General features: G+C 62.6%; 14 protein-coding genes. 7 read left to right on the forward strand and 7 right to left on the reverse strand.

The window, feature by feature from the left end:
- Positions 1-5: 5 nt before the first annotated feature.
- From ABIE33_RS22960 to ABIE33_RS22985, 6 genes are all read right to left on the reverse strand, one after another.
- Complete coding sequence (locus ABIE33_RS22960; RefSeq protein WP_429129903.1) at positions 6-929, reverse strand: nucleoside hydrolase; 924 nt, start codon at positions 927-929, stop codon at positions 6-8.
- Positions 930-935: 6 nt separating this feature from the next.
- Entirely contained in the window at positions 936-1,964 is a 1,029-nt protein-coding gene (locus ABIE33_RS22965; RefSeq protein WP_429129906.1) for an ABC transporter ATP-binding protein, read from the reverse strand.
- Positions 1,957-2,736, reverse strand: coding sequence for an ABC transporter permease (locus ABIE33_RS22970; protein WP_173423083.1), 780 nt, complete (start codon positions 2,734-2,736; stop codon positions 1,957-1,959). The genes ABIE33_RS22965 and ABIE33_RS22970 overlap by 8 nt, the downstream gene beginning before the upstream one ends.
- Entirely contained in the window at positions 2,733-3,560 is an 828-nt protein-coding gene (locus ABIE33_RS22975; RefSeq protein ID WP_429129910.1) for an ABC transporter permease, read from the reverse strand. The genes ABIE33_RS22970 and ABIE33_RS22975 overlap by 4 nt, the downstream gene beginning before the upstream one ends.
- 108 nt (positions 3,561-3,668) lie before the next feature.
- Positions 3,669-4,691, reverse strand: a complete 1,023-nt coding sequence (locus tag ABIE33_RS22980) for an ABC transporter substrate-binding protein (protein WP_429129912.1) — start codon at positions 4,689-4,691, stop codon at positions 3,669-3,671.
- Positions 4,688-5,791, reverse strand: coding sequence for a LacI family DNA-binding transcriptional regulator (locus ABIE33_RS22985; RefSeq protein WP_429129914.1), 1,104 nt, complete (start codon positions 5,789-5,791; stop codon positions 4,688-4,690). Before ABIE33_RS22985 ends, ABIE33_RS22980 begins: the two co-directional genes overlap by 4 nt.
- Positions 5,792-6,039: 248 nt before the next feature.
- Between ABIE33_RS22985 and ABIE33_RS22990 the strand changes: the two genes are divergently transcribed.
- The 7 genes from ABIE33_RS22990 to ABIE33_RS23020 all read left to right on the forward strand — a co-directional run bounded on the left by ABIE33_RS22990 (position 6,040) and on the right by ABIE33_RS23020 (position 13,046).
- Positions 6,040-6,720 (forward strand): YoaK family protein, encoded by a 681-nt coding sequence (locus ABIE33_RS22990; protein ID WP_429129916.1) that lies wholly within the window; start codon positions 6,040-6,042, stop codon positions 6,718-6,720.
- Between the two features lie 297 nt (positions 6,721-7,017).
- Positions 7,018-8,475 carry an ABC transporter substrate-binding protein gene (locus tag ABIE33_RS22995; RefSeq protein WP_429130142.1) on the forward strand — a complete coding sequence of 486 codons (1,458 nt, stop codon included), beginning with the start codon at positions 7,018-7,020 and terminating at the stop codon, positions 8,473-8,475.
- Between the two features lie 334 nt (positions 8,476-8,809).
- Positions 8,810-9,763: an ABC transporter permease gene (locus ABIE33_RS23000; protein ID WP_429130145.1), complete on the forward strand. Its 954-nt coding sequence runs from the start codon at positions 8,810-8,812 to the stop codon at positions 9,761-9,763.
- On the forward strand, positions 9,760-10,611 hold the full coding sequence (locus ABIE33_RS23005; RefSeq protein WP_429129918.1) for an ABC transporter permease: 852 nt from the start codon (positions 9,760-9,762) through the stop codon (positions 10,609-10,611). The genes ABIE33_RS23000 and ABIE33_RS23005 overlap by 4 nt, the downstream gene beginning before the upstream one ends.
- Positions 10,608-11,414: an ATP-binding cassette domain-containing protein gene (locus tag ABIE33_RS23010; protein ID WP_429129921.1), complete on the forward strand. Its 807-nt coding sequence runs from the start codon at positions 10,608-10,610 to the stop codon at positions 11,412-11,414. Before ABIE33_RS23005 ends, ABIE33_RS23010 begins: the two co-directional genes overlap by 4 nt.
- Positions 11,408-12,154 carry an ABC transporter ATP-binding protein gene (locus ABIE33_RS23015; protein WP_429130148.1) on the forward strand — a complete coding sequence of 249 codons (747 nt, stop codon included), beginning with the start codon at positions 11,408-11,410 and terminating at the stop codon, positions 12,152-12,154. The genes ABIE33_RS23010 and ABIE33_RS23015 overlap by 7 nt, the downstream gene beginning before the upstream one ends.
- Positions 12,155-12,341: 187 nt before the next feature.
- Positions 12,342-13,046: an OmpW/AlkL family protein gene (locus ABIE33_RS23020; RefSeq protein ID WP_429129924.1), complete on the forward strand. Its 705-nt coding sequence runs from the start codon at positions 12,342-12,344 to the stop codon at positions 13,044-13,046.
- A 95-nt stretch (positions 13,047-13,141) separates the two neighbouring features.
- On the opposite strand, the gene ABIE33_RS23025 is transcribed toward ABIE33_RS23020, so the two are convergent.
- Positions 13,142-13,561, reverse strand: a complete 420-nt coding sequence (locus ABIE33_RS23025) for a CBS domain-containing protein (protein ID WP_429129926.1) — start codon at positions 13,559-13,561, stop codon at positions 13,142-13,144.
- Positions 13,562-13,622 lie beyond the last annotated feature (61 nt).

Here is a 13,622-nt window from a genome sequence, read left to right on the forward strand (position 1 = left end):
ACGGGTCACTTGGCGGCTTCCTTCATCAACGCGCCGAGGATCTGGGCACGCGCCGCCTCAGCATGCACGTCGGTGGCATATTCGGCGTTGAAGGCACCATGGCTTTCACGGATCTCGACCACTGTGCGCCCGCGGGTCAGGGTGCCCGCCAACTCCGCATCGATGCGCGCCTTGCGGAAGGAGACCGCGCCTGCGTTGACGAATGCGACCGCAGCCGCCGGATCGTAGATCGCCATGCCCGGTCGCCCGCGGCTCGTGCCAATGGAGACATAGCCGGACAATAGATCGGCGATCAGCGCGGCATTGGTGCCGCCTGCGGCACGAATGGGTGCAATATCATCGGGATAGGCAAAGACCTTGCGGCAAAGGTCGAGGTCGACCATGCGCAGCGGCAGCTCATGCGCCAGCACGATCGCCAGCGCTTCCGGGTCTGCGAAAGCGTTGAATTCGGCTGATGCCGTGTGGTTGCCGCTGGTCACGCCACCACCCATCCAGGTCAGGTCGGTGATCTTGGCTGCCAGATCCGGTCGGGCCAGGCAGAGTGCAGCAAGGTTCGTGAGAGGTCCGAGCGCCAGGATACGGCGCGGCTCGTCTGCCTCCTCCAACCACCGGCAGAGAGCGGCAAAGGCATCGCTCACCGGCAGCGGCGGAGCCGCCGCCAGCGTCAGGCCGGCGGTCGGCATGCCGGTTTCGCCGAGGATGCGCTCCGCGGTCTCGAGCTTGCCGAGGACCGGCAAGGCGCGCCCCTCATGGATGGGAAACGACCAGCCGAATGCCATGGCCGCACTGGCGGCGTTGCGCTTGACCTGCTCAAGCGGTGTATTACCGAAAACCAGCGAGATGCCGTCAATCGCCTCATTGGCATGGAGAACGACGAGCACCGCAGCGATGTCGTCGAAACCCATATCCGTATCGATCCAGATGCCCATTGCTGGTTACCCGAATCGCTCAAGCCGCGCCGCCTTGGCGACCGGCAGATCGAAGGTAAGCTGCGTGCCCGGCTGATGCGCGGCAAGGCCAGCGTCTTCCTCGGCCTTGATGGCGCCGAGCGGTGTGTCGAGCAGGTATTCGCGCGTGCTGCCGGAGAAAGAGGCTCCGCGCACAGTGCCTTGGAAAGGACCTGAACCAAGGGTCACCATGCGCGGACGCCACGCAAGCCCTGCCGTGTCAGGCGGCAGGGATTCGGAAAGGGAGATCGGGCCGTTGGCGGCTTTGAGCTTGCCGCCTTCGGCAGCGAAAATGTTCTCGAAGCCGACGAAGTCGGCAACGAAGCGGGAAACCGGGCGGTTGTAGATATCCTCCGGCGTGCCGATCTGCTCGATCGCGCCGTTCAGCATCACCACGATCCGGTCGGCAAGCGACAGCGCCTCGCCCTGATCATGGGTGACGAAGATCATCGTCACGCCGGTTTCCTTCTGCACGCGCTGCAACTCGGTGCGCATCTCCAGGCGAAGCCGCGCATCGAGGTTCGACAGCGGTTCGTCGAGCAGCAGGACCTTGGGTTCCATCACCATCGAGCGGGCAAGCGCCACGCGCTGCTGCTGGCCGCCGGAAAGCTCGGCCGGTTTGCGCGCGGCGAACTTCGACAGACCCACGGATTTGAGGCCGGCCGTCACGCGCGTCTCGATGTCGCTTGCCGGCAGCTTCTTCAGGCGCAGGCCGAAAGCGACGTTCTCGAAAACCGACAGATGCGGAAAGAGCGCATAGGACTGGAAGACGAGCCCGACTGACCGCTTGTTGGCGGAAACCCGGGTGATGTCGGCACCGTCGAGGCTGATGCGGCCAGACGCCGGTGTCAGCAATCCGGCGATCGAGCGCATCGTCGTCGTCTTACCGCAGCCGGACGGCCCTAGGAACGCCACCAGTTCGCCCTTGCGGATCGACAGGTCGAGATCCTTCACCGCGACGGTATCGCCGTAGGCTAGCGTGAGTTTTTCGAGGCTGAGGAAGGGAGCGTCAGACATAGCGGGAAAATCCTAGGAAGCGTTCGGCAAGGAAAACGATGCCGATGGACATGAAGGCAAGCAGCGCCGAAAGGGCCGCAACCGACGGGTCATAAGTGATCTCCATATAGGAGAGCATGTCGATCGGCAGCGTGCGCACGCCCGGGCCGGACAGGAACAGCGAGACCGGCACCTGGTTGAAGCTCGTCACGAAGCCGAGAATGAAGGCGGCGAGAATGCCGCTACGGATATTCGGCATCACCACCCGGAAGAAGGCGCCGGCGCGCGAGGAGCCGAGCAGGACCGCTGCCTCCTCGATATCGGAGCGCAGATTGTTGAGGCTGGCCGACACGACGCGCACGGCATAGGGCAGCACCAGCGCGGTATGCGCAAGGAAGAGCGCCAGCGTGATGTTGAAGCCGAACGGCACGACGATATAGCGCAGCAGCGCCAGGCCGACGATGATGCCCGGCACGATGATCGGCAACGACACGATCGTGCGGATGGTTTCGCCGAAGGGCAGCTTGTACCGCGAAAGCGCGTAGGACGCCGGGATGCCGAGCACCAGCGCCATTGCGGTACCGCCGATGGCGAGGAACATCGACACGGCGAAGCTTTCACGGAAGCTTTCGACGGTGAAGACCTTGGCGACCCATTTCAGCGAGAATCCCTGTGGCGGAAAGGCCAGGGTCTCGCCACCCGACAGCGATGCCGCGACGATGATGAAGAACGGCCCGATCAGGAAGGCGACGACCAGAAACAAGACAAGGGGAGAAAAGATGCGGGGGGTCATCGCTTGTTCCTCGCGGTGGCGAGCCGTTTCAGGAGTAGATTGGCGGCAAAGCTCATGACGATCAGGATGAAGGCAATGACGCTCGCCGAGACGAAATCATTGGCGACGGTGACGCGCTGGTAGAGCAGCGTCTCGAGCATCAGCACCTTGGAGCCGCCGAGGATTGCAGGGGTGATATAGGCGGTCAGCGAACCGGTGAAGACCAGCGTTCCGCCAATGACGAGACCTTCCTTGGTGAGCGGAAGGATGACCTTCCAGAACACCTGGAACCAGTTGGCGCCCAGCACGCGCGCCGCCGGTATGGCGTCCTTCGGCATGTTCTCGAGCGCGCTGATCAGCGACAGGATCATCAGCGGCAGGAAAAGCTGAAGCAGGCCGATGAACACCGCTGTCTCGGTGAAGAGGAAGCGGATCGGTTCGTCCGAAAGGCCGATGAGCTGGAGCGCCTGGTTGACGATGCCGGTGCGGCCGAGAATGACGATCCAGGCATAGGTGCGGGCGACCGACGAAATCATCAGCGGCAGCACGACGAGGCCGATCATCTGGCCCTTGTTGCGCGGGGAAAGATTGACGATCGCAAAGGCCGCAGCATAGCCGATCACGGCAGAGACGGCCGTCACCATCAGCCCGAGGCGGAACGTGCGCAGGAAGACGGTGCGGTTCAGCGGGTCGGTGAAAAAATCGACATAGGCGGCAAGCGACCAGCTGTCGGCGTTGCGAAAACCTTCGGCGAGCAGAATGACGACGGGCGCCAGAAAGACGATCGCCGCAAAGACCGCCGCCGGTAAAGCGAGCGCCAATGCCTCGGCGCGGTTCTGAAACATCCCTCGTCTTCCTTTCGTCGCGTTCATTTTTTGTGGGCGCGGCTCATTTCGCCGGACGACCCACAGAACTGCCCCCACCCTTGGGGATGAGGGCTTGTGTGGGTGGTGTTACTGGCCGACCTGGGCGTTCCACTCGGAAAGCCAGGCCTCGCGGTTGTCGAGCGCGATTGCCGACGGAATGAGCTTCAGACTCTTCACGGTTTCCTCGCCGTAGGTGAGGTTTTCAGCGATTTCCGGCGCGACCTTCACGTCCTTATTGGCCGGGCTGTCGACCAGCTTTTCGGCAAGTGCCGTCTGGATTTCGGTCGAAAGCCAGAAGTCCATGAACTCCAGTGCCAGATCCTGGTTCTTCGCCCCCTTGGTCAGAACCATGACGTTCATGCCGCCGGTCTGACCTTCCTTCGGCGTCGCCCACTTGATCGGCAGGCCAAGCTTGGTGAACCCTTCCCAGGAGAAACGGCCGATCGGAGCGGCCCAGATTTCTTCCTGCTGCATCAGTTGCACCAGCTGCGAAGACTTGACATAGAAGGTGACGATGTCGTCCTTCTTCGCGCCGACGGCGGCGATTGCTTCTTTCAGATCCGGCGTATTCTTGCCGATCGCCTCACCGACCATGTAGAGCGCCGGCGGGCCCTGGTTGGTGGTGACGTTTGGGAAGGCGACGTGGCTGGCGTTCTTCTCGTCGAGCAGATCGGCCCAGGAATTCACTTCCATCTTGTCGGAACGGTAGACGATCGACGTTGCGTAGAAGGTGTAGCCGACGCTCATGCCATCGCCGTTCGGATCCTTAGCGAGGTCGTAGAGCTTGTTGAAGTTCGACAGCTTCGTGTTGTCGATCTTCTCGATCAGGCCGGCCCGCGAGGCCGAGAGCGCATCAGCCATGGAGACGACCGCCATGTCGACGACCGGGCTTGCCTTGTTGGCTTCCATCTTGGCCAGACGTTCGACGCTGTTGCCGGTCTCCACCACCAGCTTGCAGCCACACTTGGCTTCGAACGGCGTGTAGACCAGTTCCTTGAAAGCGTCCTGGGCAAAACCGTAGACGGAAATGGTCAGCGTCTTTTCCTGGGCGGAAGCGGCATGCGCGCCGACGAGCAAAAGCGCGCTGGAAGCGAGCAGGATCTTCTTCATGGCTGGTGTTCTCCTTCTGGGGCCGTGTTTCTGACTGGGGCTGGGGTTCTGACGTTGGCAATCGTACTGGCAGGATGGAACTGTGTTCTGGGCGGCTCGGCACTCGATTGCCGCACGACCAGTTGCATCGGCACTTCGGCGTTGTCGGCAGTCACCGGCGCACCTATGCCCGCAGCGGCCGGGTCGCGCTCGCCGATCGCCTTCACTAGTGCTTCGACGGCAATCGCGGCGATCCGCGTCATGTCCATGCGCGCCGTCGTCAACGCCGGGGTTACCACCGGCGACCAGATGAGATCGTCGAAGCCGGTGACGCTTGCTTTTTCCGGCACGTTGATGCCGGCCCGCTGCAGCTCGGTCAGTGCCCGCAGCGCATGAAGATCGGAGACGCAGGCAAAGGCGGTGAAGCCCTCCGCCACCTTCCCGGCAAGCCCGAGCGGACAGCCTTTGCCCTGCTCGCGCTCGAGCGGTTCGATCCACAGGGTTTCGACGAATGCGCTCTCGGCAAGCGCCGAGCGAATGCCGCCGATGCGATCGTTCTGCACGTTGGAGGCTGGATTGTTGCCGATGACGAGCACACGCCGGTGCCCGAGCGCCTTCAGGTGTTCGGCGATCTGCCGGCCCCCGCCCCAATGGTCGGCAGCAACCGTGTTGCCGGGTGTCGACGGCGTATCGATGACGGCCACCGGACAGCCGACATCGGCGATACGCGTCCCCCGCCGCGGCACGATCACCATGCCGTCGACGTCGCGATCGATCAGCCGTTCGATGGCCTTGGTCTGGGTGGTGACGTCACCGCGGGAGTCGGCGATGAGCACGCCGTAGCCAGCCGAAGACGCGGCCAGTTCGATTGCCTGTGCGATCTGCGGAAAGAGCGGATTGGCGATATCAGGAAGCACGAGCCCGAGGACGGCGGTGCGGCCGGTGCGCAGTGCCCTGCCCGCAAGGCTCGGCACATAACCGAGTTCGGCAGCCGTCGCCCGGATCTTCTCGGCCATTTCGGCGGAGACACGCCCCTTGCCGGAGAGCGCGTTGGAAACCGTCGCCGCGGAGACGCCCAGTGTTCTGGCAATCCTCGTCAGTTTTGGTCCGGAACGCGCCAAGGCCGTGGTTTCCGCTATCGGTGATTAAACGATTAATCATGCGATATATCAGAATATCGCAACTGTCGAATCCTTTTGCCGGCTCAGGATGAAATTGTGATCCAATCAGACCGTGGACTGTGGACAAGCGGCCACCGACTCGCGTTCACTCGCTCAGTTTGAAAATGCTGACAATAGAGCGAAGCGGTCAAATGCCCTCTGCTCACGACATCACTTAGCGGCCCTGCAAAACGCTACAGGATACCATCATGACGTTTCAGCGGAGGCGCCGGATCGTGCGGCGCCAGCGAACCGGGACCGCGCTTCTCGTGGTCGCGCTCATTTCCTTTCTGGCCGGAATGACCGACGCCATCGGCCTGCTGACGGTCGGCGACTTCGTCTCCTTCATGAGCGGCAACACGACGCGGGCCGCAACGGCCGTTGCCGAAGGCAACTTCCTGCGGTCGCTCATCCTTCTCGGATCGCTCGCGGTCTTCGTCGTCGGCAACGCCATGGGAACGATCGTTGCAAGTCGGTTTCGTGCGGGTGGCGTTCTTTGCTGCGTCACCCTCATCCTCGCCCTTGCAGCCGCCGGTGGCGACCACCTGCCGAACGTGCTGCGCTTCTATCTCATCGTCCTCGCCATGGGCGTCGTGAACGCCTCCGTCGAGCACATCGAGGGCCTGCCGATCGGCCTTACCTATGTCACGGGCGCCCTATCCCGCTTCGGCCGTGGCTTGGGCCGATGGATCATCGGCACGGGCAACATGCAATGGACGATCCAGATCGTCCCCTGGATCGGGATGCTCGGCGGCGCCATCGTCGGCGCCATTCTCGAGTATCGGTTCGGACAGCTCTCGCTCTGGGCGCCGGCAATCCTGGCCGGTCTGTTGTGCGTCCTGGTTCTGATGATTCCGGGGCGCTGGTCGCGGCGATACGCACAGCGCTGACCCGAAAGAGCACGGCGCTTCAATTTTAGGAACGCCCTTCGCTTACCAGTGCCGGTCGCGGGTGCAAATTCCAACTTAGCGCGACAAAACGAACCAAAATTCCCACTAAATTACTAGGGAATTTGTATGATGTATCGCAACCACCCGATGTGTACATTCGGATGGCAAGCGCGAAATCGCGCGATGAGCATATATGCAGGAGTTAGGGAAATGACTGGCAACATGATCGATTTGGGCGGACTTTCAGGGCTGGGCCGGAAAGGCAGGCGTTCGATCCTTGCCTCCGCAGCTTTCGCCATGGTTCTGTCGACGAGCACGGCAGCGCTCGCGCAGGACACAAACTTCGATCCGGATGCCTCCGTCGTCATCGGTTCGCTCTATGAGCCGCAGAACCTCGACAACACCGCCGGTGCTGGCCAGGGCATCAATGAAGCCTTCAACGGCAACGTCTACGAGGCCCTGTTCACACTGACCGATGCCGGCGGCGTCGCTCCCGGTCTCGTTGCCGAACAGACGGTCAGCGAAGACGGCCTCACCTATACCTTCAAGCTCCGGCCGAACGTGACCTTCCACTCCGGCGACCCGCTGACAGCTAAGGACGTGAAGCACAGCATCGAGCGCGTTGTCGCACCCGATTCCAAAAGCTCGCGCAAGAAAAGCCTGGCGACGATCAGCGAGATCCAGACCCCCGACGATCAGACGGTGGTGGTCAAGCTCTCCGCCCGCTCCATCTCGCTGCCCTATAACCTCAGCTACGTCTGGATCGTCAACGACGCGGCGAAGGATCTGAACGCCAGCGAAGACGGCACAGGCCCCTACCGTCTGGACGAATGGCGCCGCGGCTCGTCGCTGGCGCTCACCCGCAACGACAAGTACTGGGGCACAGCCCCGACCAACGGCGAAGTCGTCTTCCAGTACTTCACCGATGCCACTGCGCTGAACAATGCGCTCCTGACCGGCGCCGTCGATGTCATCACCAGCGTCCAGAGCCCGGATTCGATCGCCCAGTTCAAGGACAATCCTGATTTCACGGTGACCGCCGGCCAGTCGACCACCAAGGAGCTTCTGGCGTTCAACGACAGGGTCGAGCCCTTCAACAACGTCAAGGTCCGCAAAGCCATCGCCCGCGCGATCGACGACAAGAAGCTGCTGCAGTCGATCTGGGGGGAGTACGGCACGCTGATCGGTTCCTTCGTGCCGCCGACCGATCCGTGGTACGTCGACCTGACTGGCGTCGATGCCTATGACGTCGAAAGCGCCAAGGCGCTTTTGAAGGAAGCTGGCTTTGCCGATGGCATCTCGTTCAAGCTCGACACGCCGAACTACGACCCGCATCCGATCGTCGCTCAGTTCCTGCAGAGCGAACTGGCAAAGGTCGGCATCAAGGTCGAGATCAACATCATCACCGCCAACGAGTGGTACACCAAGGTCTACAAGGCGCATGACTTCCAGGCGACGCTGCAGGAACACGTCAATCACCGCGATATCGTGTTCTACGGCAATCCCGACTTCTACTGGGGATACAACAACCCTGACGTCGTCGACCTGATCAAGGAATCGGAAGCGGCCGCCAACACCGACGAGCAGACGGCCAAGGTGACGGAGGCAAACCGCATCATCGCCGAGGACGCCGCCAGCAACTGGCTCTATCTCTATCCGCAGATCGTGGTGTCGAGCTCGGCCGTCACCGGTTACCCCGTCAACGGCCTGAACTCGCAATTCTTCGCCTACAACATCAAGAAGAGCGGGAACTGATCTCTCTTTTCCCAAACGATCCGTCGTGATCACGTTCAAACGAAGGGGGCCCCAGAGCGAGTTGGGGCTCCTTTGTGGTTGCGGCTGACGGCGTTTCAGCGCATCGGCAACGCAACGTCGGATGATTTTCAACCGCGCGTGCGGCAGCGCCGCATGCCCGCCGTGGCGCGCAAGGGCGCTGCAGTGTTCGAAACGGGCTGCATAGCTCCCCTGAAATCGATGAGGATTTGAGGGATTATGCAGTAGCCTCCCCGGTGATTTTGTGCAAAAGCCAGCGCTCCCGCCCCGGGTGCTACACCCGTCGGACGAAAGGAAGCCTACCATTCTCGCCTATATTTTGCGCCGCTTCGCCATCCTGATCCTGTCGCTGCTGATTGCCGCGGTGGTGCTGTTTGTGCTGCTGCGCCTGCTGCCTGGCGACCCGGCAAACGCCCTGCTTTCCGTCGGCGCCGATCAGCAGCAGATCGAGGCAGCGCGCGTACAGGTCGGTTCCAACCTGCCGCTCTGGGAGCAGTTCCTGCGCTTCGTCGGCAGCCTCGCCCGGTTCGATCTCGGCACGTCCTTCGTCAGCGGCAAGCCCGTTGTCGAGGAAATCGCCGCTCGCCTCACCGTGACGGTGCCGCTGGCGCTTCTCGGCTTTGCGCTCGCGATCGTCATCGCCGTTCCGCTGGGTATCCTCTCGGCGGTCAAGGCCAATCGCTGGTACGGTGCGACCATTTCGACCGTGTCACAGCTTGGCATCGCCATTCCCGTCTTCTGGGTCGGAATCCTGCTTGTCACCGTCTTTGCGGTCAACCTTCGGCTCTTTCCCTCGGGCGGCTATCCCCGTCGCGGCTGGCAGAACGAAGGTCAGGTCCTCTATGCCCTCGCGCTGCCGGTGCTGACGATTGGGCTGGTCATGGCCGCTTCGTTGATCCGCTACATCCGATCCGCAACACAAGATGTCCTGGGCAGCGACTACCTGCGAACCGCGCGTGCGCTCGGCGCCAGCTTCCCGCAGGCGCTGATCCGGCATGGCATTCGAAATGGCGCCGTGCCGATCATCTCTATCCTGGGGATCGAGCTTGCAACGACCCTGCTTGGTGCCGTCGTGGTCGAACGGGTGTTCGCCCTGCCCGGCCTCGGCTCGATGTTGCTGTTGGCGATCGAGCAACGCGATTACCCCAATGTGCAGGGCGTGTTGTTCATCTCGACCCTGCTGGTGCTGCTGATCGGCTTTGCCGCCGATCTGCTTCAGCGGCTGATCGATCCCCGCTTGCGCGAACGGGTGACAGGAGCGGCAACATGACCACGCTGGACCTTTCGACGGATCGGCCGGCCCGCAGACATTCGCTGTCGCTTTCCATCGGGCTTGCCCTTGTCGGCCTCAATATCGCGGTCGCAATCCTCACCCTGTGTTGGACACCCTACGATCCGCTCAATGCCTCCGGTGGCCGCCTCGAAGCGCCGTCGTGGCTGCATTGGGTCGGAACGGATCGGCTTGGCCGTGACTACCTGACGCAAATCATGATCGGCGCGCGCACCGCGTTGATCGTCGGCACCGGCGCGGTTGCGATCGGCGCCTCTATCGGCGTGACGCTCGGCATTCTCGCCGCCTTCACCACGCGCCTGCTCGATGATGTCATGGCCGCCACCCTCGATATCCTGATCGCGTTCCCGACGCTGCTGCTGGCGATGCTGGTGGTCGCTGCCAGCGACAGCGCCAGCCTGTGGTCGGCGATCCTGGCACTCGGCCTGGCGATTTCGGCGATCGTCGCCCGCCTGACGCGGATCCTGGCAAAGCGCGTGTTGCGCCAGGACTACATCATCGCATCCCGGACCTCCGGCACCTCGTGGCCGGGTGTGGTCATACGCCATGTGCTGCCCAACATCTGGCCGACGCTCTCGGTCAACTTCGCCCTGCAATTCGGCCTTGCGGTGATCGCAGAGGCGTCCCTCTCTTATCTGGGCCTGGGCGCACCGCCGCCGAACGCATCCTGGGGCAGGCTGCTGCAAGAGGCACAGGGCACGGTCTATACCGCCCCCGTCGGCGCGATTGCGCCCGGCATTGCCCTTGTTGCACTCGTCATCGGCATGAACCTGCTTGCCGACGGACTGCGGGACGTCGGCGACCCGACGCGCGGGAGATCACGATGAGCGCCTTGCTTTCCGTTCAGGGCCTGACCGTCCGTGCCGGTGGCAAGGCATTGGTTTCGGACCTGTCGTTCTCGATCGGCGCCGGCGAGCGAATGGGGCTGATCGGGGAATCCGGCTCGGGCAAGTCCATGACCGCAATGGCCATTACCGGCCTGTTGCCCGCAGACATCTCTGTTACCGGCTCGATCATGCTCGATGGTCAGGAAGTGGTCGGAACTGAAGACAAGCACCTGAACCGGCTGCGCGGCGTCGCAACCGCCGTCGTCTTCCAGGAGCCGCTGACAGCACTCGATCCCCTGATGAAGATCGGCAAGCAAATCGCCGAGCCCGTCCGCCGGCGGCTCGCGCGCGAACAGGGACGTGCGCCACGGGCAGCGGTCACCCGCGAAGTGCTTGACCTGCTCGACAAGGTAGCCCTGCCGCAACGCATTGCCAACGCCTATCCGCACGAAGTGTCGGGCGGCCAGCGCCAGCGCGTTGCGATTGCGATGGCGCTTGCCTGCCGCCCAAAACTTCTGATCGCCGACGAACCGACGACGGCACTCGACGTCACCACTCAGGCCGAAATCCTCAAGCTGCTCGACGGGCTGGTGCGTGAAACGGGAATGGCGCTGCTCTTCATCAGCCACGACCTGCCTGTTGTGGCCGAGGTAGTGGAGCGCGTGATGGTACTGCGCGACGGCATCGCGCTTGAAGAAGGCGCCGTTATCGACGTGTTCTCCAACCCGTCGCACGATTACACGCAGACGCTCGTCGATGCCGCGCGCATGTTCGATGAAGCCCTTGGACGGACGGGATCATGATGCTGGACCTGCAGAATGTGGACTTCGGCTATTCCCGCCACCGCAAGGTTTTGAGCGACGTGTCGTTCAGCGTGTGTGCCGGTGCGAGCGTCGGCCTCGTCGGCGAGTCTGGTTCGGGCAAGACCACGCTGCTGCGGCTGCTGCTCGGTCTCGAGCGCCCCACGCGCGGCACGATCCGCTTCGGCGATGAAGCACTCGACCCAGCCGACGGCGCCTTCATGCGTCGCTACCGACGCGCGGTGCAGCCGGTCTTCCAGGATCCCTATTCGTCGCTCGATCCTCGCCAGAAGGTGCTCGACATCATCGCCGAGCCGCTGCAATCGCTGCGCATCGCCGGTCCGCGTAAGGACGCGGTGGCACAGGCGCTGGAGGCCGTGGGTCTGCCCCTCGACGCCATGCAGCGCTACCCGCACGAATTTTCCGGCGGCCAGCGCCAGCGCATCGCGATCGCGCGTGCGATCGTCGCCCGTCCACAGATCATTCTCGCCGACGAAGCCGTCAGCGCACTCGACCTGTCGACCCGCATCCGGATCGTCGAACTGTTCAAGACCCTTTCGGCGACGCTGACACTGGTGTTCGTTTCACACGACCTCGGCGTCGTCGCATCGCTCTGCGAAGAGATCGTCATCCTAGAAAAGGGACAGGTGGTCGAGAGCGGCAAGACGCGCGATATCCTGACGGCGCCCCAGCATCCCTATACGCAACGGTTGCTTGCCAGCATTCCGCGCATGCCGGCCTGAGGGTTTCGGGCAGGGCCTCGGCCATCCCCGAATCTGCCGCTGGCCATCACCGCGTCGGCGAACAAATCACCTTGATCTAGAACAACCCCTCGTCGAGCGGAGTTGCCCATAGTGCCGCCGGCCGCAAATTCCCTGCTGCCACATGCCCTGAATGGCAATTTTCAACTTCTTCTGGGGGTCCGGAATCATGTCTACTCGCTCCATCCTGCCAACCGCCGCCGCGCTCGTTTTGCTGGCGGCCTCGGCCACTGCGGCTCAAGCCGCGGACTTTACCGAGCCGAGCGAGACCGCCGCTCAGCTGCCGGCTGCGAGCGAGCAGAGCCCGTGGATGATCCGCGCCCGCGCGCTTGCCGTCCTGCCCGAGGACAAGGCATCGCTTCAGCTGAACGGCGCGTCGCTGGATGGCGAAAAAGTCGGCGTCAGCAATTCCGTCGTGCCGGAACTCGATATCACCTACTTCTTCACCGACAATATTGCGGCGGAACTGATCCTGGGCACGACCCCGCACACGGCAAGAGGAAGCGGTTCGATCGCCGGCCTCGGCGAGATCGGCAAGGCCTGGCTGCTGCCGCCGACGCTGACGCTGCAGTACCACGTCAATCTCACGGACACGATCAAGCCCTATGTCGGCGCCGGCGTGAACTACACCATCTTCTACAATGAAAAGGCTAAGGGCGACTTCTCCAGCTTCAACCTCAAGAACACCTTTGGGGTTGCCCTGCAGGCCGGTGTCGATATCAAACTCGACGATCACTGGGGGATCAACTTCGACGTGAAGAAACTGTTCCTCGAACCGGAAGTCAACGCAACCCTGCCGGGCGCCGGCACGGTGACGGGCAAGGTCAAGCTCGATCCCTGGCTGATCGGCACAGGTATCACCTACCGCTTCTGACGTTTTTCGCCAGCGGATGACACCGCCTCAGGCCTAGAAAATCTCCGCCCTCGCCGTCACCCGGCGAGGGCAATACCCAAACGGACAGTCGTACTTCATGCGTGATGGGCGGTGACGGCCTTGACCAATCCGGTCGTCAATTCACGGCTGCTGGCATGGGAAACATCGCCGAGCGACAACATGCCGACCATACGCTTTTCGTCATCGATCACCGGCAGGCGCCGTACCTTCTTGCTCTCCATCAGGCGAACAGCGTCCTCGATCGTTTCGCTGGTGCGGCAGTAGACGATATCCTTCGTCATGACGTCACGCGCGGTCAGTAATGCAGCGTCGTGCCCGTTCGCCCATCCCCGCAACGCAATGTCCCTGTCCGTCACCATGCCGATGAGGCGATCGTTTTCGCCGACCGGCAGAGCACCGATGTCTTCGTCACGCATGATCCTTGCCACGGTGCGCAAATCCGTTTCAGGCGCTATCCAGCGCGCGCCTGGGTGCATCGCTTCCCAAGTTCTCATCGCATCCTCCCATGGTTGGAAAGGATGACTATAGGCGGAGATCATGGCCAATCATTGATCC

Origin of the sequence: Ensifer sp. 4252 (assembly GCF_050434565.1) — a bacterium.
Lineage (GTDB): Bacteria > Pseudomonadota > Alphaproteobacteria > Rhizobiales > Rhizobiaceae > Ensifer.

What these genes read in the sequence shown, in the direction of transcription:
- ABIE33_RS22960 (WP_429129903.1), bottom strand. Translation starts at nt 929, where the DNA reads ATGGGCATCTGGATCGATACGGATATGGGTTTCGACGACATCGCTGCG.
- ABIE33_RS22965 (WP_429129906.1), bottom strand. Translation starts at nt 1,964, where the DNA reads ATGTCTGACGCTCCCTTCCTCAGCCTCGAAAAACTCACGCTAGCCTAC.
- ABIE33_RS22970 (WP_173423083.1), bottom strand. Translation starts at nt 2,736, where the DNA reads ATGACCCCCCGCATCTTTTCTCCCCTTGTCTTGTTTCTGGTCGTCGCC.
- ABIE33_RS22975 (WP_429129910.1), bottom strand. Translation starts at nt 3,560, where the DNA reads ATGTTTCAGAACCGCGCCGAGGCATTGGCGCTCGCTTTACCGGCGGCG.
- ABIE33_RS22980 (WP_429129912.1), bottom strand. Translation starts at nt 4,691, where the DNA reads ATGAAGAAGATCCTGCTCGCTTCCAGCGCGCTTTTGCTCGTCGGCGCG.
- ABIE33_RS22990 (WP_429129916.1), top strand. Translation starts at nt 6,040, where the DNA reads ATGACGTTTCAGCGGAGGCGCCGGATCGTGCGGCGCCAGCGAACCGGG.
- ABIE33_RS22995 (WP_429130142.1), top strand. Translation starts at nt 7,018, where the DNA reads ATGGTTCTGTCGACGAGCACGGCAGCGCTCGCGCAGGACACAAACTTC.
- ABIE33_RS23005 (WP_429129918.1), top strand. Translation starts at nt 9,760, where the DNA reads ATGACCACGCTGGACCTTTCGACGGATCGGCCGGCCCGCAGACATTCG.
- ABIE33_RS23010 (WP_429129921.1), top strand. Translation starts at nt 10,608, where the DNA reads ATGAGCGCCTTGCTTTCCGTTCAGGGCCTGACCGTCCGTGCCGGTGGC.
- ABIE33_RS23020 (WP_429129924.1), top strand. Translation starts at nt 12,342, where the DNA reads ATGTCTACTCGCTCCATCCTGCCAACCGCCGCCGCGCTCGTTTTGCTG.
- ABIE33_RS23025 (WP_429129926.1), bottom strand. Translation starts at nt 13,561, where the DNA reads ATGAGAACTTGGGAAGCGATGCACCCAGGCGCGCGCTGGATAGCGCCT.